Origin of the sequence: Serratia sp. CY44782 (assembly GCF_052168715.1) — a bacterium.
In the GTDB taxonomy this organism is placed as follows: Bacteria; Pseudomonadota; Gammaproteobacteria; order Enterobacterales; family Enterobacteriaceae; genus Serratia; species Serratia nevei.
The window spans coordinates 172,211-190,234 of sequence record NZ_JBJNME010000007.1 but is presented as its reverse complement, the minus strand read 5'-3'; the positions used below and the strand labels follow the sequence as shown (position 1 = coordinate 190,234).

Here is an 18,024-nt window from a genome sequence, read left to right as displayed (position 1 = left end):
ACTCAATTAAAATAAAACAAAACAAAACATAAAATACAAATCAACAAATAAATAAATTACCAAATTAAAAAACTTACGCTAAACTCACCCAGATAAAATACAGACATCATTATCACCCGTCATCTTTAGCCATGTCTTAGTTGTCCAATATTAAATTTTAATTGTATTTAAAAATGGAATTTCCCTAGTGAATATAAGAAAAGACAGCAAAAGCCGTTTAAATAGCAATGATGATTCTCTCTCTATTTATCATTGTATTTTGTCGTTGCTGCTCTTGGTCGGTTTGGCGGTGTTTTTCATTGTTTTTTTATTTGCCTCTATAGGCCATGCCGCATTACCCAGTGCGGGTCAAGCTATCCGTGATCTTGAGAATGCCCGTCCCACGCTGCCAGCCCCCGTTAGCCTAAAAAATCCGTCGCCGGTAACGGAGAAAATGACTTCGCCAGCAGATGATAAGGACCTACCGCGTCTCTTGGTAAAGGGATTCGTCATCACAGGTAACAGCAGCATCCCCACCCCGAGGATATCGCCGTTGCTGAATGATTTTAAAGAAGAACAGCTCACGCTACCGCAAATAAAGGAAGCGGCAAGGCGCGTGGCTGAATACTATCATAAGTTGGGATATATCTTAGCAACAGCCTATTTACCCAGGCAAGAAATCACTAATGGCCAGGTTCGTATAGAAGTAAACGAAGGTCGTTATGGGCAGATACGGTTGAATAACCGTTCCCGTATTAAAGACAGCGTGCTACAGCAATCATTATCGGCTGTCAAAAGCGGCATGCCGGTCATCGGCCCCCCGTTGGAGCGCAGCTTGCTGTTATTAAATGATACGCCTGGGGTAAAAATTAACAGCATCCTGACGCCGGGCACACAGCCTGGCACTACAGATTGGCAAATAAACGCACTCCCCGGCCCATGGTTCAGTGGTTCACTGCAGGCAGACAACTATGGCGATACCTACACCGGTCAATATCGCGGCGGAGCGGCATTTAGCGTCAACAGCCCGTTACGGCTTGGCGATCTGCTAGACCTCCGGCTACTGAGCAGCAATAAACATCAACGTTACTACCGCGCTGCCTACCAACTCCCCATCGGCCCACTCTCGACGCGTGTCGGAGTCGCACATTCTTATATGAACTATCGGCTGGGAAAGGATTTCAGTGAATTGCAGGCACACGGTAACGCCAGTATTAGCAGCGCATTCATTTCCCAGCCGCTTTTGCGTAGCCGAACATTGAATGTTAACACTCAGTTGCAGTTCGACGGTAAAGCGCTGCGGGACGATATCGACCTGTTCGACAATCGCAACCGAAAACGCATTGATCTGTGGACTGCCGAAGTTAGCGCGAATATGCAAGACCGCCTGTTTGGTGGGGGGCAAAGCGCTGCCTCACTGGCTTATAGCGTCGGCAATTTACACATTGGAGATCCCCGTGCCCGCCAATGGGATCGATTGACGGCAGCGGCAGAGGGCCAATTCAGCAAACTGACGCTGAGCGCTCTGCGGCTGCAAAATTTGAACGACAGTCTCCAGCTCTATGCCCAATTCAATGCTCAATGGGCTCCCGGCAATTTGGACTCCTCAGAAAAATTTAATATCGGCGGCCCCTATGGCGTGCGCGCCTATGCGCCCGGCAGCGGCAACGGCGATTTGGGCTGGCAATCCAGCTTGGAGCTACGCTATGCCTTGCGAGCCGGTTGGCAACTCAGCCCCTTTATCGATCATGGGCAAGTGCGCATCAACAAACAGCCGTGGACTCAGGAAAAAAACGTCGCCCATATGTCCGCCGGCGGAGCGGCATTAGCCTGGAGAGGCGCCAGTCATCAAGTATCGCTGACCGTCGCCTGGCCGCTATCAGACTCAGGGGTAAGTGACACGACGGCGAAATCACCACGAGTTTGGCTTCAGGCTGCCAGATATTTCTGAGCATCTGATGACAAAACCACGCTGCCTGGAAGGTAGCAGAACACAATGCCAATAAGGAAATACGAATATGAATAAAATCTATGCGCTCGTCTGGAATCCCACACAAGATTGTTGGAATGTGGCCAGCGAAAACTGCAGCAGGAAAGGCAAACAGACCAATAAGCGTCGTTTGGCTGTGGCGCTATCGCTGTTGAGCCTGGCAGCTCTGGAACCCGCCCATGCTCTGCCGAACGGGCAAAATATTGTTGCCGGCCAAGGGAGTATCACCGCTAATGGCCAACATATGACAGTCAGCCAGCAAAGCGACAAACTCATCACCCAGTGGGATAATTTCAACGTCGGTGCCGCCGAAAGCATCACGTTCCAACAACCGGGTAGCAATTCCGTGGCGCTGAACCGCGTGATGGGCGTTAACGGCAGTGATATTCAAGGAAAAATAGACGCCAATGGCAAAGTCTTTATCGTTAACCCTAACGGCGTGGTGTTTGGCAAGAATGCCCAGGTGAACGTCGGTGGTCTGGTGGCCTCTACGCGTGATATCAGCAATGCCGACTTCCTGGCCGGGAAAAACCGCTTCACAGGTAAATCTCAGGCTGAAGTGCGCAACGAGGGGACTCTGACCACCGCTCAGTCCGGCAGCGTTGCCTTACTCGGCGCCCAGGTCAACAACCAGGGGGTGATCCTGGCAAAAATGGGCAGTATTGCACTTGGAGCCGGGGATGACATTACGCTTAACTTCGATGGCAACAAGCTGTTGAGCCTACAGGTGAACAAAGCGGCTGTCGATGCGTTGGTGCAAAACGGCAGCCTGCTGAGGGCTGAAGGCGGCCAGGTCTTGATGACGGCCAAAGCTGCCGGTGATGTGCTGAAAAACGTAGTGAACAACCAGGGAGCCATTGAAGCCAACACGCTGAATAACCAGGCGGGCCGCATTGTGCTGGATGGCGGTGACAGCGGTGTGGTCAACGTCGCCGGGCGTTTAAACGCCAATGCCGATACCCTCGGCGATGGCGGTACCATTGAAACCCGAGGTAAACACATGAAGGTAAACCTTGGGACTCAGGTGGCTACCCGAGCGGCATCCGGCAAAACCGGTACCTGGAAGCTGGCAACTGCCGAAGTTAACGTTGGCGATGCAGCTACCGTGACGATGAAAGCGGATACCTTGATGTCTGCACTGGAAAACAGCAACGTGGCTTTGACCAGCACCCGGGGCGATGTTGCCGTTTCCGCGCCGATAACCTGGAAGAGCGCCAATCAGTTGTCGTTAACGGCCGAACGCGCAGGGATCAATCTTAGCGCACCGTTGAAATCTACCGGCACTGGCGGTGGATTGGCGCTTAATCACAAAACAGGGTATGCCCTGAACAATGACACCTCTCTCACTCTGTCCGGTGCAGGCGCCTCATTCAGCATCAACGGTGACAGTTACAAGGTGATTCAAAGCCTGGCTCAATTACAGGAAATCAATCAGGATTTAAACGCGCGTTATGTTTTGGGCAACAACATCTCTTCCTATAGCCGTATCAACGCCATTGGAGGCAGTACAACGTTCAACGGCAGCTTCGATGGATTGGGCAACACCGTTCATGGCCTGACCATCGTCAATAATGGGCCTTTCGTTGGGCTGTTTAACTCTTCCGCCGGGCACCTCAGCAACCTGAAACTGGACTCGCTGCAATTGGCCGCCGGTGATAAGGCGATGTATTCAGGCGCGCTGACTGGCATAAATCTCGGCACCATTTCCAATGTAAAAGCAACGAACATCAGCATTAGCGGCGTTGGCGAGGTTGGGGGCCTGATTGGCGTCAATTTTGGCGCACTGGCGCACTCTTCGGCATCCGGCAAGATCACAGGCAACAGCAACAATTACGCTGTCGGCGGCCTGGTTGGCACCAATTACGGCGACGTACTTGATAGCCAGGCTAATGTTGCTATAACGAGTACCGCTAACAGCATTGGCGGGCTGGTTGGACGTAACGCAGGTCTGATTGCCGATTCTTCCAGCCGAGGAAAAGTCAGCGCTTCAGGCTATGAGGCCAATATCGGAGGACTCGTCGGCATTAATGAAGGCGAGATTCATCACGCATCCAGTGAGAGTCAGGTTATCGGTTACCGCACTGGCGCAATCGGCGGGTTGATCGGATACAACTATGGCATTCTGAATAATGCAGATGCCAGTGGTGAAGTTACCGATAATAGCGGCCGCAACATCGGCGGATTGATCGGTATTAATGATAAAAATGCACAAGTGCATACGGTCCGGGCAGCGAACCACGTTACCGGTGGCAATAATGCCAATATTGGCGGGCTCATTGGGCAAAACAATGCTCGTGAACTCGTCAATGCTTTTACTAATAACAGCAAGGTAAAAGGAGGAAGCAGTAGTCAGATCGGTGGCCTGATTGGCCATAACCAAGGCGCGATTTCTCAGGTGACTGCAATAAGCGACGTGGAAGGAGGCGCCAACAGCAACGTGGGTGGTTTAGTTGGCCTCAACGATATCACCGCAACCGGTGGTATTGAATTCGCTACCGCATCAGGCAATGTTGTCGGCGGTACAGGAAGTGCCGTTGGCGGGCTGGCAGGCAGCAACGCCAGCGTCATTCGCAGTTCCTCAGCCTCCGGTAGAGTTAACAGCCTCGGCGTATCGCAGCGCGGCGGTTTGGTCGGCGTCAATATCGGCCTGCTCACCGATTCATCCTTCTCTGGTACCGTGATGCCGAAGTCAATCACAGGTCAATGGGTCGGTAGCCTGGTCGGGATAAATATCAAGGGGGTAGCGCGCAATAATACCGCCTATAATGCCCCGGCAGGCCAGCCACTGGTCGGCCAAAATCTGTATGGCATTGTCGAGTAAGTAAAAACAAAACGGCTTCCTTCTTGGAAGCCGTTTTTGATCTATAGGCAGAAGTACCGACTGTCAGTACGCTGTTACTCGCCTTTCACACGCTCGATGTTCGCACCCAGCGCGCGCAGCTTGTCTTCGATACGCTCATAGCCGCGATCGATGTGATAGATACGATCGACGACGGTCACGCCGTCGGCGATGCAGCCGGCGATCACCAGGCTGGCGGAAGCGCGCAGATCGGTCGCCATCACCTGAGCGCCGGACAGCTGCTCAACGCCGTGGCAGATTACGGTGTTGCTCTCGATTTCCGCGTGCGCGCCCATGCGGATCAGTTCTGGCACGTGCATGAAGCGGTTTTCGAAGATGGTCTCAGTGATGACGCCGGTGCCTTCCGCCACCAGGTTCAACAGGCTGAACTGGGCCTGCATGTCGGTCGGGAAGCCCGGGTGCGGCGCGGTGCGCACGGTGACCGCTTTCGGGCGTTTGCCGTGCATGTCCAGGCTGATCCAGTCTTCACCCACTTCGATATCGGCACCGGCTTCGCGCAGCTTGGCCAGCACCGCATCCAGCGTGTCCGGACGGGTGTTGCGGCACATCACTTTGCCGCCGGAAACCGCGGCGGCGATCAGGAAGGTACCGGTCTCGATGCGGTCAGGCAGCACGCGGTACACGCCGCCGCCCAGACGCTCGACGCCCTCGATGGTGATTTTGTCACTGCCGGCGCCGCTGATCTTCGCGCCCAACGTGTTGAGGAAGTTGGCGGTATCGACAATTTCCGGCTCACGCGCGGCGTTTTCGATAACGGTGGTGCCGGTCGCCAGGGTCGCGGCGCTCATGATGGTCACGGTCGCGCCCACGCTCACCTTGTCCATGACGATGTGCGCGCCCTTCAGGCGGCCCTCGACGGACGCCTTGACGTAACCTTCTTCCAGCTTGATCTCGGCACCCAACTGCTCCAGGCCGGTGATGTGCAGATCGACCGGACGCGCGCCGATCGCGCAGCCGCCCGGCAGGGAAACCTGGCCGCGGCCGAAGCGCGCCACCAGTGGCCCCAGCGCCCAGATGGATGCGCGCATGGTTTTCACCAGATCGTAAGGGGCACAGAACTCGTTCACACCGCTGGCGTCCACGAAGACCGAACCGTTACGCTCAATCTTGGTACCCAACTGGTTGAGTAGTTTAATGGTGGTGTCGATGTCCTTCAGCTTAGGGACATTCTGCAGCTCGACCGGCTCTTCCGCCAACAGGGCGGCGAACAGGATCGGCAGGGCGGCGTTTTTGGCCCCGGAAATAGAGACTTCACCGCTCAGGCGAGTCCGACCCTGCACACGAAATTTATCCATCTGACTACTCTCTGTTATCTAATCTGAAGCTGCCCGCCCGGCAGGGCAAACAGCCTTAAAATCCGTTGAGTTTGCGGTCTCGCTGCCACTCTTCAGGGGTGTACGCCTTGATAGACAAGGCATGAATGCGGTTGTCCGCAATGTATTCCATCAGCGGTGCGTAAACCGTCTGCTGTTTTTTGACGCGGCTCATACCGGCGAACAGTTCACCGACCACGATCGCCTGAAAATGGCTGCCGTCGCCCGTCACATGTACTTCATCCAGTGCCAATGCCTGCATCAGCACGTCTTTAATCTCGTTGGTTTCCATAGTATCCAGTTCTGCCGCTAAAGGATCATAAACAGCCTAGTATCTTAGTGGAATACGATGTTTTCTTAAACTAAAGAAAAAGCCCCTGCATAACAGGGGCTTTGTATCGTTTTACCACGCAAGGGCGGCGTAAAACGCCGCTAACCGGCGGTATCGACAGGCATTATCGCCTGCAGGTTGTAGAGCGCGATCAGCGTTTTCAGGCGCTCGGTGGCGCCGAAAATTTTTAGCGCTACGCCGCGCTCGCGCTGCTGTTCCTGCAGATGCAGCAACAGCGCCAGCCCGGCGGAGTCCACGCGCTCCAGTTGCGCCACGTCGATCGCGGTTTTATCCGCCATCAGCGCGTCGCGCTGCCGCCACAGCGGCTGCAGCGTTTCCCGGTCCAGTTCACCGCGCAGGATCAGCGTCTGCTGCTCTGATTCGAAGCTGAGCGCTGCCGACATCAGTTTTTCTTGTCCAGCGTAATAGGCTGCGCGGCGGCGGCCTGCAGCTGTTTGGTCAGGCCATCGATGCCCTGAGTACGCAGCGTGGACGCCCACTCGTTCTGCTTGGTGGTGATCATGCTGACGCCTTCGGCGATCATGTCATATGCCTGCCAGTAGCCGGTTTTGCTGTTCTTGCGCCATTGGAAATCCAGACGCACCGGCGGGCGGCCGCCGTTGTCGATGATGGTGACGCGAATGGCCACGATGTCGGCATTGCCCAACGGCTGTTCAGGCGCGATCTGGTAAGTCTGGCCGTGGTACATCGCCAGCGCCTGGCCGTAAGCCTGCTCCAGGTAAGCCTGGAAGGCGGTGAAGTAGGCTTCGCGCTGCGCAGGCGTCGCGTCTTTGTAGTAACGGCCCAGCACCAACGCGCCGGCGTATTTCACCTGCACAAACGGCATCAGTTCCTGATGCACGATGGAGCGCAGGTAGTTCGGGTCCTGCTTGATCTTTGGCTGTTCGTTCTTCAAACGGCTAAAGGTCTTCTGCGCCGCGTCTTGCATCATGCTGTAAGGATTGGTTTGGTCGGCCGCGCTCGCCAGCGGTGCAACCACCAGCAGAGCCACCATCAGTAAACGTTTGAACATGCAGGTATCCTCTCTTAATGATTTGGAACAGCGGGTTGCGGTGCGGCGCCGGCAGCCGGCTCAGCGGCCGCGTCTCCCGGTTTGGCGCTGTCCTGACCGCCGCTTTTATACAGGAACTGGCCGATCAGATCTTCCAGAACCATGGCTGATTTGGTGTCCTGGATGGTGCCGCCGTCTTTCAGAATGGTGGTGCCCATATCAGGATCTTCGAAGCCCACGTTAAGCGCCAGATATTGCTCGCCCAGCAGGCCGGAGGTGCGGATCGCCAGCGAGCTGGTATCCGGGATTTGGTCGTACTTTTTCTGGATATCCAGCGCCACGCGCGGCGTGTAGGTTTTCGGATCGAGCTCGATGTCCGCCACGCGGCCGATCACCACGCCACCGATCTTCACCGGCGAACGCGGTTTCAGGCCGCCGATGTTGTCGAACGTCGCGTAAATGCGGTAAGTCGGCTCGCTGCCGATCGATTTAAGGTTCGCCACCTGCAGGCAGATAAACACGATGGCGCACAGCGCGATCAGCATAAATGCCCCAACCCAGATTTCACTCTTCTTCGTTTGCATCGAATCAATTCCCAAACATCAGTGCTGTCAGCACGAAATCCAATCCCAACACCGCCAGTGACGAATGCACCACGGTACGCGTCGTCGCCCGGCTAATCCCTTCAGAGGTAGGCACGGCGTCGTACCCGTTGAAAATGGCAATCCAGGTTACGGTAATGGCGAATACCACGCTTTTGATCAGGCAGTTGAGCAGATCTTTTTTCCACTCCACGGCGCCCTGCATCGCCGACCAGAAGAAGCCGCTGTCGATGCCCTTCCAGTCCACGCCGACCACCGAGCCGCCCCAGATGCCGATCGCCACGAAAATGATGGTCAACAGCGGCATGCTGATGAGCCCCGCCCAGAAACGCGGCGCCACGATGCGCCGCAGCGGATCAACCGCCATCATTTCCAGGCTGGAGATCTGCTCCGTCGCCTTCATCAGGCCGATTTCCGCCGTAAGCGCGGAGCCGGCGCGGCCGGCGAACAGCAGCGCCGTCACCACCGGCCCCAGTTCGCGCAGCAGCGACAGCGCCACCATCATGCCGAGGCTGGCCTCGGCGCTGTAGGTGGTGAGCACGATATAGCCCTGCAGGCCCAGCACCATGCCGATGAACAACCCGGAGACCATGATGATCAGCAGCGACTGCACGCCGACGCTGTAGAGCTGTTTCAACAACAGCGGCCACTGCTTGCCGGGTTCCGGCCGGCCAATCAACGCGTTGAACAGCATCAACCCGGCGCGGCCGAAGCTGGCGCTGGTGTTGATGCCACTGCGCCCCAAGGACGCTAACGCTCTTAATAACATGAGCTTATTTACTCCCTAAGCCTAGCAGTTCGGTCTGATAATCCCCGGCCGGGTAACGGAACGGCACCGGCCCATCCGCTATACCATCCAGGAACTGGCGCACGCGCGCATCAGGATTGTTCTGCAATTGCTGCGTGGTGCCTTCGGCGATCACTCGGTGATCGGCCACGATGTAGGCGTAGTCGGCGATGCTCAGCACCTCCGGCACGTCGTGCGACACCACGATGCAGGTAATGCCCAGCGCATGGTTCAGCTCATCGATCAGCTTGACCAGCACCCCCATGGTGATCGGATCCTGGCCGACGAAGGGTTCGTCGAACATGATCATCTCAGGGTCCAGCGCGATCGCGCGCGCCAACGCCGCCCGGCGCGCCATGCCGCCGGAAAGCTCATTGGGCATCAGCTGGGCCGCGCCGCGCAGCCCTACCGCCTCCAGCTTCATCAGCACCGTGCTGCGCAGCAGGGGTTCAGGCAGGTTGCTGTGCTCGCGCAGCGGGTAGGCCACGTTTTCGAATACGGTCAAATCGGTGAACAGCGCGCCCGACTGGAACAGCATGCTCATCTTTTTGCGCGCGTCATATAACTGACGGCGGGACAACGCGGGAATGTTGTCGCCGTCGAACCAAATCTCCCCGCTGTCCGGCGTCAGCTGGCCGCCTATCAGGCGCAGCAGCGTGGTTTTGCCGATGCCCGATGGCCCCATGATTGCCGTGACCTTGCCTCGGGGCACCGTCAGGTTGATGTCTTCAAATATCCGCCGGTCGCCGCGCGAGAAGCTCATGTCGCGCACTTCGACCAAATTATCTGCCTTATGGAGCATGTTAATGGACCCTTTACGACTCATCTGTTGCTGAATCTACCCGTGATGTTAAAGCAATGGGCGCAATCCGTCTCATCTTTACAAAAACTTACTGCCATTTCGCGCCCAATGGTGCCATTGGTTTTACTTTTCCGCGCCACCCGGTCAAAATTGGCGCCATAACGAAAAAAAACGAAACTGTTCAACTATTAGCCGGGAAAAACCGTTGCTGTGGCTCTAACGCACGCAACGGAGGGCAAGCAATACCGCCGCATTGACGGCTTTAACCAACGAACCGGGATAATACCCGACAAAGGACCCTGCATGTTTCTCGCGATAGCATTATTAATCGTTGGTTTATTTCTACTGGTGTATGGTGCAGACCGCTTAGTTTATGGTGCTGCCGTGATTTCCCGCTCGCTCGGCGTCCCGCCGTTGATCATCGGCATGACCATCGTCGGCATCGGCACTTCGCTGCCGGAGCTGATCGTGTCCACCACCGCCGCGCTGAACGGGCAGATAGATATGGCCGTTGGCAACGTATTAGGTTCCAACATTACCAACATTTTATTGATCCTGGGCGTGGCGGCGCTGATTCACCCGCTGGCCGCGCGCTCCGAGATACTGCGGCGCGAACTGCCGCTGATGTTAGCGGTCACAGTATTGTGCGGTTTCGTGTTGATGGACGGCACCCTGAGCAGGCTGGACGGCGTACTGCTGCTGGCCGCCGCCGCCGGCTTCATCCTGCTGATGCTGAAAATCGCCCGGCTGGCACAGCGCGAGGGCAGCGACAGCCTGACGATGGAGCAGATCGCCGAGCTGCCGCAGGACAGCAGCAACACCGTGGCGGTGCTGTGGCTGGTGTTGGCGTTTATCATTCTGCCGCTCTCTTCCAGGATGGTGGTCGATAACGCGACGGTGATTGCGCACTATTTCGGCCTGAGCGAACTGGTGGTCGGCTTGACCATTATCGCCATCGGCACCAGCCTGCCTGAACTGGCCACCTCCATCGCCGGGGCGCTGAAGGGCGAGGATGATATGGCGATTGGTAATATCATCGGCTCCAATATTTTCAACACGGTGATCGTGCTGGGCGTCCCCGCCCTGCTGTCGCCGGGTAGCGTGGACACCGCCGCCTTCCAGCGCGATTACTGGGTGATGCTGGCGGCCAGCGTGCTGCTGAGCGTGCTGTGTATCGGCCGCAAACACCGCATCGGCCACCTGGCGGGCGCGCTGTTATTATGCGGCTTTATTGCGTATCTTGCGGTGCTGTTCTTTAACCCTTTCAGTACTTTCGGCTAAACCGACGGGAATGAGTATGTCGAACATTGAGTTGCAACCGGGCTTCGATTTTCAGCAGGCCGGCAAAGAAGTGCTTCAGATAGAGCGCGAAGGGCTGGCTCAGCTCGACAGCTACATCAACGCAGACTTCACCCGCGCCTGCGAAACGATCGCCGCCTGCGGCGGCAAAGTGGTGGTGATGGGCATGGGCAAATCCGGCCATATCGGCTGCAAGATCGCCGCGACCTTCGCCAGCACCGGCACCCCCTCATTCTTCGTTCACCCGGCGGAGGCCAGCCATGGCGATTTGGGCATGGTCACCCCACAGGACATCGTGCTCGCCATCTCCAACTCTGGCGAGTCCAGCGAGATCCTGGCGCTGATCCCGGTATTGAAACGCCAGCAGATCACCCTCATCTGTATGACTAACAATCCGGAAAGCTCGATGGGCAAAGCGGCGGATATCCACCTGTGCATCAAGGTGCCGCAGGAAGCCTGCCCGCTGGGGCTCGCACCGACCACCAGCACCACCGCCACGCTGGTGATGGGCGATGCGCTGGCCGTCGCGCTGCTGAAAGCGCGCGGTTTCACGCCGGAGGATTTCGCGCTGTCGCATCCGGGTGGCGCACTCGGCCGCAAACTGCTGCTGCGAGTTAGCGATATCATGCACAGCGGCGACGAAATGCCCCACGTCAGCGCCGACGCCTCGTTGCGCGACGCGCTGCTGGAAATTACCCGAAAAAATCTGGGCCTGACGGTGATTTGCGACGATCTGATGAAAATCGCCGGCATCTTCACCGATGGTGACCTGCGCCGGGTGTTCGACATGGGCATCAACCTGCACGAGGCGAAGATCGCCGACGTCATGACGCCGGGCGGCGTGCGGGTGCGCCCCAATATTCTGGCGGTCGATGCATTGAACCTGATGCAACAACGCCACATCACCGCGCTGCTGGTTGCCGATGGCGACCAGTTGCTGGGTGTGGTACATATGCATGACATGCTGCGCGCCGGCGTCGTTTAATTAAGGAATAGAACGGAATGGGTATGGTAGAAACCTGCTACGGGCCGGTAGAACAAGAGGTTATGGCGCGTGCCGGGAACATCCGCCTGTTGATTTGCGACGTTGACGGCGTGCTGTCGGACGGCCTGATCTTCATGGGCAACAACGGTGAAGAACTGAAGGCGTTCAACGTGCGCGACGGTTACGGCATCCGCTGCTTGAAAACCTCGGACATCGAAGTGGCGATCATCACCGGCCGCTCCGCCAAGCTGCTGGAAGACCGCGCGCAGACGCTCGGTATCACCCATCTGTATCAGGGGCAATCCGATAAGCTTTTGGCCTTCCGCGAACTGTTGGATAAACTGTCGTTAACGGCGGATCAGGTCGCCTATATCGGCGATGACCTGATCGACTGGCCGGTGATGGCGCAGGTCGGCCTGGCGGTCGCGGTGGCGGACGCCCACCCGCTGCTGACGCCGCGCGCCCACTACGTCACCCGCATTGCCGGCGGCCGCGGCGCGGTGCGCGAACTGTGCGACATCATTCTTTTGGCTCAAAATAAGCTGGAGGACGCCAAAGGGCTGTCGATATGAGTAAAACCAAACTGTGGATCACCATCCTGTTGACGGTGATCGTTCTGGCATTGATCGGCTGGAACATGACGGACTTCAGCGACGACACGGCCCCTGGCCCGGTCAACGATCAGGATCCGACTTACCAGAGCCAGCACACGGTCACCGTGGTGTACAACCCGGCCGGCAAGCTGAATTACAAACTGGTGGCGGAAGACGCGAAGTATTACACCGCCGGCGAGCTGAGCTGGTTCACCCAGCCGGTGATGACGCTGTTCGATGAGAATGCGGTGGCCACCTGGTCAGTTCGCGCCGATCGCGCCAAACTGACTAAAGACCGGATGCTGTATCTGTATGGTCACGTCGAGGTAAACAGCCTGACCACCACCTCGCAGCTGGAAAAAATTAAGACGGACAACGCTCAGGTAAACCTGGTCACCCAGGACGTCACCTCCGATGACGAAGTCACGCTTTACGGGACCAATTTTACCTCTAACGGCATGAAAATGCGTGGGAACCTGCGGACCAAAACCGCTGAGCTGATTGATAAGGTTAAGACCAACTATGAAATTCAGAACCAAAAACCAACTCCGTAACCTGTTGCTCGGCAGCTTAGTTTTGGCCGCCAGCGCCCCCGCTCTGGCGCTGAAATCCGACTCCAGCCAGCCGGTGAGCATCGACTCGCTCAAGCAGTCGTTGGACATGCAAAGCAACGTCAGTACCTTCACCGACAACGTGGTGATCAAGCAAGGCACCATCGATATTCGCGCCGACAAGGTGGTGGTCACCCGCCCGGGCGGAGATCAGAATAAGACCTATATTGAAGCGTTCGGCAACCCGGTAACCTTCTACCAGATGCAGGACAGCGGCAAGCCGGTCAAAGGCCACGCGCAGAAAGTGCGTTACGACGTGGCGACCCAGCTGGTGACCCTGACGGGCAACGCCTATCTGGAGCAGCTCGACAGCAACGTGAAAGGCGATCGCATCACTTATCTGGTGCAACAGCAGCAAATGCAGGCGTTCAGCGATAAAGGCAAACGCGTGACAACGGTTCTGGTACCGTCGCAGTTGCAAGACAAAAACGGGCAAAAAAAGAGTAATTAATCACTTATGGCAACACTCATCGCAGAAAACCTGGCGAAAGCCTACAAGGGCCGTAAAGTTGTCGAAGACGTCAGCCTGAAAGTGAAATCCGGCGAGATCGTCGGCCTGCTCGGGCCGAACGGCGCCGGTAAAACCACCACCTTCTACATGGTGGTCGGCATCGTGCCGCGCGACGCCGGGCGCATCGTGATCGACGAAGAAGACATCAGCCTGCTGCCGCTGCACGCCCGCGCGCGCCGCGGCATCGGTTACTTGCCGCAGGAAGCGTCGATCTTCCGCCGCCTGAGCGTGTACGACAACCTGATGGCGGTGCTGGAGATTCGCCCCGACCTCACCAGCGAACAGCGCGAAGACCGCGCCAAAGAGCTGATGGAAGAGTTTCACATCTCCCATCTGCGCGACAGCCTCGGCCAGGCGCTGTCCGGCGGTGAACGCCGCCGCGTCGAAATCGCCCGCGCGCTGGCGGCCAACCCGAAATTCATTCTGCTGGACGAACCCTTCGCCGGGGTGGATCCGATTTCCGTTATCGACATCAAAAAAATCATCGAGCACCTGCGTGACAGCGGCCTGGGCGTGCTGATCACCGACCACAACGTGCGCGAGACGCTGGACGTATGTGAACGCGCCTACATCGTCAGCCAGGGCAAACTGATTGCCCACGGCACGCCGGATGCTATTCTGGCCGACGAGCAGGTAAAACGCGTTTATCTGGGCGAAGAGTTCCGCCTCTGAGCGCCGGCGCGCCCTGCGGGGCGACACCGTTAACGGAAGTAGACAGAAGACTATGAAGCAAGGTTTGCAACTCAGGCTCAGCCAACAGCTGGCCATGACTCCTCAGCTCCAGCAGGCAATCCGCCTGCTGCAGTTGTCCACGCTTGAGCTTCAGCAAGAGATCCAGCTGGCGCTCGAGAGCAATCCGCTGCTTGAACAGACCGATCTGCACGACGAAATCGACGCTAAAGAAACCCAGGAGACCGAAGGGCTTGATACCCGCGAGGCGCTGGAACAGAAAGACATGCCGGAAGAGCTGCCGCTGGACGCCACCTGGGATGAGATCTACACCGCCGGTACGCCGTCCGGCACCGGCACCGATTACAGCGACGACGAGCTGCCGGTCTATCAGGGCGAGACGACCCAAACGCTGCAGGATTACCTGATGTGGCAGGTGGATCTGACGCCGTTCTCCGATACCGACGCCGCCATCGCGACCTCCATCGTCGATGCGGTGGACGATACCGGCTATCTCACCGTGCCGCTGGAAGACATTCTGGAAAGCCTGGGTGACGAAAACGTGACCCTCGAAGAAGTCGAAGCGGTATTGAAGCGCGTGCAGCGTTTCGATCCGATCGGCGTCGCCGCGCGCGATCTGCGCGATTGCCTGCTGGTGCAGCTCTCCCAATACGCTAAAGACACCCCTTATCTGGCCGAAGCGCGGCTGATCATCAGCGACCATTTGGATTTGTTGGCCAACCACGACTTTCGCAGCCTGATGCGATCAACCCGGCTAAAAGAAGATACACTGAAAGAAGCGATGCTGCTGATTCAGTCGCTCGATCCGCGCCCGGGGCAGTCGATCAATACCGGCGAATCGGAGTACGTGATCCCGGACGTGCTGGTGCGCAAGACGCAGAACACGTGGACGGTCGAGCTCAACGGCGACAGCATACCGCGTTTGAAGATCAATCAGCAGTACGCCGCGCTGGGCAACAGCGCCCGCAGCGAAGCCGACGGCCAGTTCATCCGCAGCAACCTGCAGGAAGCCAAGTGGCTGATTAAAAGCCTGGAGAGCCGCAACGAGACGCTGCTGAAGGTCACCCGCTGCATCGTCAGCCAACAGCAGGCGTTCTTCGAGCAAGGCGAAGAGTTTATGAAACCCATGGTGTTGGCGGATATCGCCCAGGCCGTGGAGATGCATGAATCGACGATCTCGCGCGTCACCACGCAGAAGTTTCTGCACAGCCCGCGCGGCATTTTCGAATTGAAATATTTCTTCTCCAGCCACGTGAATACCGACAGCGGCGGCGAAGCCTCCTCGACGGCGATCCGCGCGTTGGTGAAGAAATTGATTGCGGCGGAAAACCCCGCCAAACCACTCAGCGACAGCAAGCTGGCCACCCTGCTTTCCGATCAGGGGATCATTGTGGCGCGGCGCACCGTCGCCAAGTACCGAGAGTCTTTGTCCATCCCGCCGTCGAACCAACGTAAACAGTTGGTTTGACCTCTATTGAGAAGGAAGACACTATGCAGCTCAACATTACCGGACACCACATCGAAATCACCGATCCGTTGCGCGAGTTCGTGAACAACAAGTTCGCCAAACTCGAACAGTATTTTGATCGCATCAATCAGGTGTATGTTGTATTAAGTGTGGAAAAAGTGCAGCAAATTGCGGAAGCAACGGTGCACGTGAATGGAGGCGAGTTGCACGCCACCTCGGAAGACGAGAATATGTATGCCGCAATTGATACGCTGATCGACAAATTGGCACGTCAATTGAACAAACATAAAGACAAATTGAAGCAACACTGACACCCTAACCCATTCCGTGAGGTTGCCTCCGTCGCAGCCTCGCCCTTCGGCGCGTGACCCGCATGGGTGACGCGCCGAACGGTAATCAGGGTTAAAACCGACGAAAAACCGCCTTGCCGGGTGCGCCCGGCGGCGCGGTTTTAAGTGAAGATGAGATGAACAACGAATATATGCAATTAAGCTCGGTGTTAAACATCGAGTGCACCAAAAGCTCGGTACACTGCACCAGCAAGAAGCGGGCTTTGGAAATTATCAGCGAACTGGCCGCCAAACAGCTCAATCTGCCTTCGCAGGTGGTGTTTGACGCGGTTCTCACCCGGGAGCGCATGGGCAGCACCGGTATCGGCAACGGTATCGCCATTCCCCACGGCAAACTGGAAGAGGACACACTGCGGGCCGTTGGCGTGTTTATCCGTCTCGACCAACCCATCGCTTTCGACGCTATCGACAACCAGCCGGTCGACCTGCTGTTCGCGCTGCTGGTGCCTGCCGATCAGTGCAAAACCCATTTGCATACCCTGTCGCTGGTCGCCAAACGCCTGGCCGACAAAACCGTATGCCGCCGCCTGCGCGCCGCGCAGAGCGACGAAGAGCTTTACCAAATCATCACCGAGTGAGGCCCGGCCGGCGTGACTTCCAGCCCGGATAACGCTACTGTTTCACGATGATGGATCCGGCTGCGGCCGGAATAACAAAGTTTCCACCGGTGGCGATGAACGCCGCCGCGATGCCAGGGGAGTTGCCACATGGTGCTGATGATTGTCAGCGGCCGTTCCGGTTCCGGAAAATCCGTCGCCTTGCGGGCGCTGGAAGACATGGGTTTTTACTGCGTTGACAACCTGCCGGTGGTGCTGCTGCCGCAGCTCGCCAACACGCTGGCGGAACGCAATATCTCCGCGGCGGTCAGCATCGACGTGCGCAACATGCCGGAATCGCCGGAAGTGTTCGAATACGCGATGACTCAGCTGCCGGACAGCTTCTCGCCGCAGCTGCTGTTCCTCGACGCCGATCGCAACACGCTGATCCGCCGTTACAGCGACACCCGCCGCCTGCATCCGCTCTCCAGCAAAAACCTGTCGCTGGAAAGCGCCATTGACGAAGAGAGCGATCTGCTCGAACCGCTGCGCTCGCGGGCTGACCTGATTATCGACACCTCGGAAATGTCGGTGCACGAACTGGCCGAAATGCTGCGCACCCGCCTGCTGGGTAAGCGTGAGCGTGAGCTGACCATGGTGTTCGAATCCTTCGGCTTCAAGCACGGCATTCCGATCGACGCCGACTACGTGTTCGACGTGCGCTTCCTGCCTAACCCGCACTGGGATCCGAAGCTGCGGCCGATGACCGGTCTGGACAAGCCGGTCGCGTCGTTCCTCGATCGCCATACCGAAGTGCACAACTTCATCTACCAGACCCGCAGCTACCTGGAGCAATGGCTGCCGATGCTGGAAACCAACAACCGCAGCTACCTGACGGTCGCCATCGGCTGTACCGGTGGTAAACACCGCTCGGTGTACGTGGCGGAACAGCTGGCCGATTACTTCCGCTCGCGCGGCAAGAACGTACAGTCGCGCCACCGCACGCTGGAAAAGCGCAAACAATGACGGTCAAACAGACGGTTGAAATCAAAAACAAGCTGGGCATGCACGCGCGCCCGGCGATGAAATTGTTCGAGCTGGTGCAAAGCTTCGACGCCGAGGTGATGCTGCGCAACGAAAGCGGCACCGAAGCCGAAGCCAGCAGCGTCATCGCGCTGCTGATGCTGGACTCCGCCCAGGGCCGGCATATCGAAGTCGAAGCGACCGGCCCCGACGAAGTCAACGCGCTGGCGGCGGTGGTCGAGCTGTTCAACTCCGGGTTTGATGAAGATTAGCCGCTGAGGG

The 18,024-nt window shown here is 57.3% G+C and carries 20 protein-coding genes; 13 read left to right on the top strand and 7 right to left on the bottom strand.

Annotated elements, in window-relative coordinates; genetic code table 11:
• Positions 1 to 187 precede the first annotated feature (187 nt).
• Positions 188 to 1,930 carry a ShlB/FhaC/HecB family hemolysin secretion/activation protein gene (locus ACJ8HT_RS15135; RefSeq protein WP_341534860.1) on the top strand — a complete coding sequence of 581 codons (1,743 nt, stop codon included), beginning with the start codon at positions 188 to 190 and terminating at the stop codon, positions 1,928 to 1,930.
• A gap of 67 nt (positions 1,931 to 1,997) precedes the next feature.
• Positions 1,998 to 4,790 (top strand): two-partner secretion domain-containing protein, encoded by a 2,793-nt coding sequence (locus ACJ8HT_RS15130; protein WP_197653041.1) that lies wholly within the window; start codon positions 1,998 to 2,000, stop codon positions 4,788 to 4,790.
• Between the two features lie 74 nt (positions 4,791 to 4,864).
• Here ACJ8HT_RS15130 and murA read toward each other — a convergent pair whose 3' ends face one another.
• The 7 genes from murA to mlaF all read right to left on the bottom strand — a co-directional run bounded on the left by murA (position 4,865) and on the right by mlaF (position 9,676).
• Positions 4,865 to 6,124, bottom strand: a complete 1,260-nt coding sequence (murA, locus tag ACJ8HT_RS15125; RefSeq protein ID WP_004937068.1) for a UDP-N-acetylglucosamine 1-carboxyvinyltransferase — start codon at positions 6,122 to 6,124, stop codon at positions 4,865 to 4,867.
• Between the two features lie 55 nt (positions 6,125 to 6,179).
• Positions 6,180 to 6,434, bottom strand: coding sequence for a BolA family iron metabolism protein IbaG (gene ibaG / locus ACJ8HT_RS15120; protein ID WP_004937066.1), 255 nt, complete (start codon positions 6,432 to 6,434; stop codon positions 6,180 to 6,182).
• 140 nt (positions 6,435 to 6,574) lie between these two features.
• A complete protein-coding gene (mlaB, locus tag ACJ8HT_RS15115) occupies positions 6,575 to 6,877 on the bottom strand; it encodes a lipid asymmetry maintenance protein MlaB (RefSeq protein ID WP_194572447.1) in 303 nt (100 codons plus the stop codon).
• Positions 6,877 to 7,506, bottom strand: coding sequence for a phospholipid-binding protein MlaC (mlaC, locus tag ACJ8HT_RS15110; RefSeq protein ID WP_038879639.1), 630 nt, complete (start codon positions 7,504 to 7,506; stop codon positions 6,877 to 6,879). Before mlaC ends, mlaB begins: the two co-directional genes overlap by 1 nt.
• Before the next feature lie 14 nt (positions 7,507 to 7,520).
• Entirely contained in the window at positions 7,521 to 8,069 is a 549-nt protein-coding gene (gene mlaD / locus ACJ8HT_RS15105) for an outer membrane lipid asymmetry maintenance protein MlaD (protein WP_187321792.1), read from the bottom strand.
• 4 nt (positions 8,070 to 8,073) lie between these two features.
• Entirely contained in the window at positions 8,074 to 8,856 is a 783-nt protein-coding gene (mlaE, locus tag ACJ8HT_RS15100) for a lipid asymmetry maintenance ABC transporter permease subunit MlaE (RefSeq protein ID WP_004937059.1), read from the bottom strand.
• 4 nt (positions 8,857 to 8,860) lie between these two features.
• Complete coding sequence (gene mlaF, locus ACJ8HT_RS15095; protein WP_038879647.1) at positions 8,861 to 9,676, bottom strand: phospholipid ABC transporter ATP-binding protein MlaF; 816 nt, start codon at positions 9,674 to 9,676, stop codon at positions 8,861 to 8,863.
• Between the two features lie 303 nt (positions 9,677 to 9,979).
• On the opposite strand from mlaF, the gene ACJ8HT_RS15090 reads away from it, so the two are divergent.
• The 11 genes from ACJ8HT_RS15090 to npr all read left to right on the top strand — a co-directional run bounded on the left by ACJ8HT_RS15090 (position 9,980) and on the right by npr (position 18,014).
• Entirely contained in the window at positions 9,980 to 10,957 is a 978-nt protein-coding gene (locus tag ACJ8HT_RS15090) for a calcium/sodium antiporter (protein WP_004937053.1), read from the top strand.
• A 16-nt stretch (positions 10,958 to 10,973) separates the two neighbouring features.
• A complete protein-coding gene (kdsD, locus tag ACJ8HT_RS15085) occupies positions 10,974 to 11,960 on the top strand; it encodes an arabinose-5-phosphate isomerase KdsD (RefSeq protein WP_038879650.1) in 987 nt (328 codons plus the stop codon).
• Positions 11,961 to 11,977: 17 nt separating this feature from the next.
• Positions 11,978 to 12,532, top strand: a complete 555-nt coding sequence (gene kdsC, locus ACJ8HT_RS15080) for a 3-deoxy-manno-octulosonate-8-phosphatase KdsC (protein WP_021505108.1) — start codon at positions 11,978 to 11,980, stop codon at positions 12,530 to 12,532.
• The gene (gene lptC, locus ACJ8HT_RS15075) at positions 12,529 to 13,107 is read left to right on the top strand and encodes an LPS export ABC transporter periplasmic protein LptC (protein WP_004937047.1); all 579 of its coding nucleotides are present in this window, start codon (positions 12,529 to 12,531) and stop codon (positions 13,105 to 13,107) included. The genes kdsC and lptC overlap by 4 nt, the downstream gene beginning before the upstream one ends.
• Positions 13,076 to 13,615, top strand: coding sequence for a lipopolysaccharide ABC transporter substrate-binding protein LptA (lptA, locus tag ACJ8HT_RS15070; RefSeq protein ID WP_025304377.1), 540 nt, complete (start codon positions 13,076 to 13,078; stop codon positions 13,613 to 13,615). Before lptC ends, lptA begins: the two co-directional genes overlap by 32 nt.
• Before the next feature lie 6 nt (positions 13,616 to 13,621).
• A complete protein-coding gene (lptB, locus tag ACJ8HT_RS15065) occupies positions 13,622 to 14,347 on the top strand; it encodes an LPS export ABC transporter ATP-binding protein (RefSeq protein ID WP_004937040.1) in 726 nt (241 codons plus the stop codon).
• Between the two features lie 52 nt (positions 14,348 to 14,399).
• Positions 14,400 to 15,833 carry an RNA polymerase factor sigma-54 gene (gene rpoN / locus ACJ8HT_RS15060; protein ID WP_049198529.1) on the top strand — a complete coding sequence of 478 codons (1,434 nt, stop codon included), beginning with the start codon at positions 14,400 to 14,402 and terminating at the stop codon, positions 15,831 to 15,833.
• Between the two features lie 23 nt (positions 15,834 to 15,856).
• Complete coding sequence (gene hpf, locus ACJ8HT_RS15055; protein WP_004937038.1) at positions 15,857 to 16,144, top strand: ribosome hibernation promoting factor; 288 nt, start codon at positions 15,857 to 15,859, stop codon at positions 16,142 to 16,144.
• Between the two features lie 155 nt (positions 16,145 to 16,299).
• Complete coding sequence (ptsN, locus tag ACJ8HT_RS15050) at positions 16,300 to 16,761, top strand: PTS IIA-like nitrogen regulatory protein PtsN (RefSeq protein WP_016930212.1); 462 nt, start codon at positions 16,300 to 16,302, stop codon at positions 16,759 to 16,761.
• A 129-nt stretch (positions 16,762 to 16,890) separates the two neighbouring features.
• The gene (gene rapZ, locus ACJ8HT_RS15045; RefSeq protein ID WP_015379177.1) at positions 16,891 to 17,745 is read left to right on the top strand and encodes an RNase adapter RapZ; all 855 of its coding nucleotides are present in this window, start codon (positions 16,891 to 16,893) and stop codon (positions 17,743 to 17,745) included.
• Positions 17,742 to 18,014, top strand: a complete 273-nt coding sequence (npr, locus tag ACJ8HT_RS15040) for a PTS phosphocarrier protein NPr (protein WP_004937034.1) — start codon at positions 17,742 to 17,744, stop codon at positions 18,012 to 18,014. Before rapZ ends, npr begins: the two co-directional genes overlap by 4 nt.
• The last annotated feature ends 10 nt before the right edge of the window (positions 18,015 to 18,024 follow it).

What these genes read in the sequence shown, in the direction of transcription:
- ACJ8HT_RS15130 (WP_197653041.1), top strand. Translation starts at nt 1,998, where the DNA reads ATGAATAAAATCTATGCGCTCGTCTGGAATCCCACACAAGATTGTTGG.
- murA (WP_004937068.1), bottom strand. Translation starts at nt 6,124, where the DNA reads ATGGATAAATTTCGTGTGCAGGGTCGGACTCGCCTGAGCGGTGAAGTC.
- ibaG (WP_004937066.1), bottom strand. Translation starts at nt 6,434, where the DNA reads ATGGAAACCAACGAGATTAAAGACGTGCTGATGCAGGCATTGGCACTG.
- mlaB (WP_194572447.1), bottom strand. Translation starts at nt 6,877, where the DNA reads ATGTCGGCAGCGCTCAGCTTCGAATCAGAGCAGCAGACGCTGATCCTG.
- mlaC (WP_038879639.1), bottom strand. Translation starts at nt 7,506, where the DNA reads ATGTTCAAACGTTTACTGATGGTGGCTCTGCTGGTGGTTGCACCGCTG.
- mlaD (WP_187321792.1), bottom strand. Translation starts at nt 8,069, where the DNA reads ATGCAAACGAAGAAGAGTGAAATCTGGGTTGGGGCATTTATGCTGATC.
- mlaE (WP_004937059.1), bottom strand. Translation starts at nt 8,856, where the DNA reads ATGTTATTAAGAGCGTTAGCGTCCTTGGGGCGCAGTGGCATCAACACC.
- mlaF (WP_038879647.1), bottom strand. Translation starts at nt 9,676, where the DNA reads ATGCTCCATAAGGCAGATAATTTGGTCGAAGTGCGCGACATGAGCTTC.
- ACJ8HT_RS15090 (WP_004937053.1), top strand. Translation starts at nt 9,980, where the DNA reads ATGTTTCTCGCGATAGCATTATTAATCGTTGGTTTATTTCTACTGGTG.
- kdsD (WP_038879650.1), top strand. Translation starts at nt 10,974, where the DNA reads ATGTCGAACATTGAGTTGCAACCGGGCTTCGATTTTCAGCAGGCCGGC.
- kdsC (WP_021505108.1), top strand. Translation starts at nt 11,978, where the DNA reads ATGGGTATGGTAGAAACCTGCTACGGGCCGGTAGAACAAGAGGTTATG.
- lptC (WP_004937047.1), top strand. Translation starts at nt 12,529, where the DNA reads ATGAGTAAAACCAAACTGTGGATCACCATCCTGTTGACGGTGATCGTT.
- lptA (WP_025304377.1), top strand. Translation starts at nt 13,076, where the DNA reads ATGAAATTCAGAACCAAAAACCAACTCCGTAACCTGTTGCTCGGCAGC.
- lptB (WP_004937040.1), top strand. Translation starts at nt 13,622, where the DNA reads ATGGCAACACTCATCGCAGAAAACCTGGCGAAAGCCTACAAGGGCCGT.
- rpoN (WP_049198529.1), top strand. Translation starts at nt 14,400, where the DNA reads ATGAAGCAAGGTTTGCAACTCAGGCTCAGCCAACAGCTGGCCATGACT.
- hpf (WP_004937038.1), top strand. Translation starts at nt 15,857, where the DNA reads ATGCAGCTCAACATTACCGGACACCACATCGAAATCACCGATCCGTTG.
- ptsN (WP_016930212.1), top strand. Translation starts at nt 16,300, where the DNA reads ATGAACAACGAATATATGCAATTAAGCTCGGTGTTAAACATCGAGTGC.
- rapZ (WP_015379177.1), top strand. Translation starts at nt 16,891, where the DNA reads ATGGTGCTGATGATTGTCAGCGGCCGTTCCGGTTCCGGAAAATCCGTC.
- npr (WP_004937034.1), top strand. Translation starts at nt 17,742, where the DNA reads ATGACGGTCAAACAGACGGTTGAAATCAAAAACAAGCTGGGCATGCAC.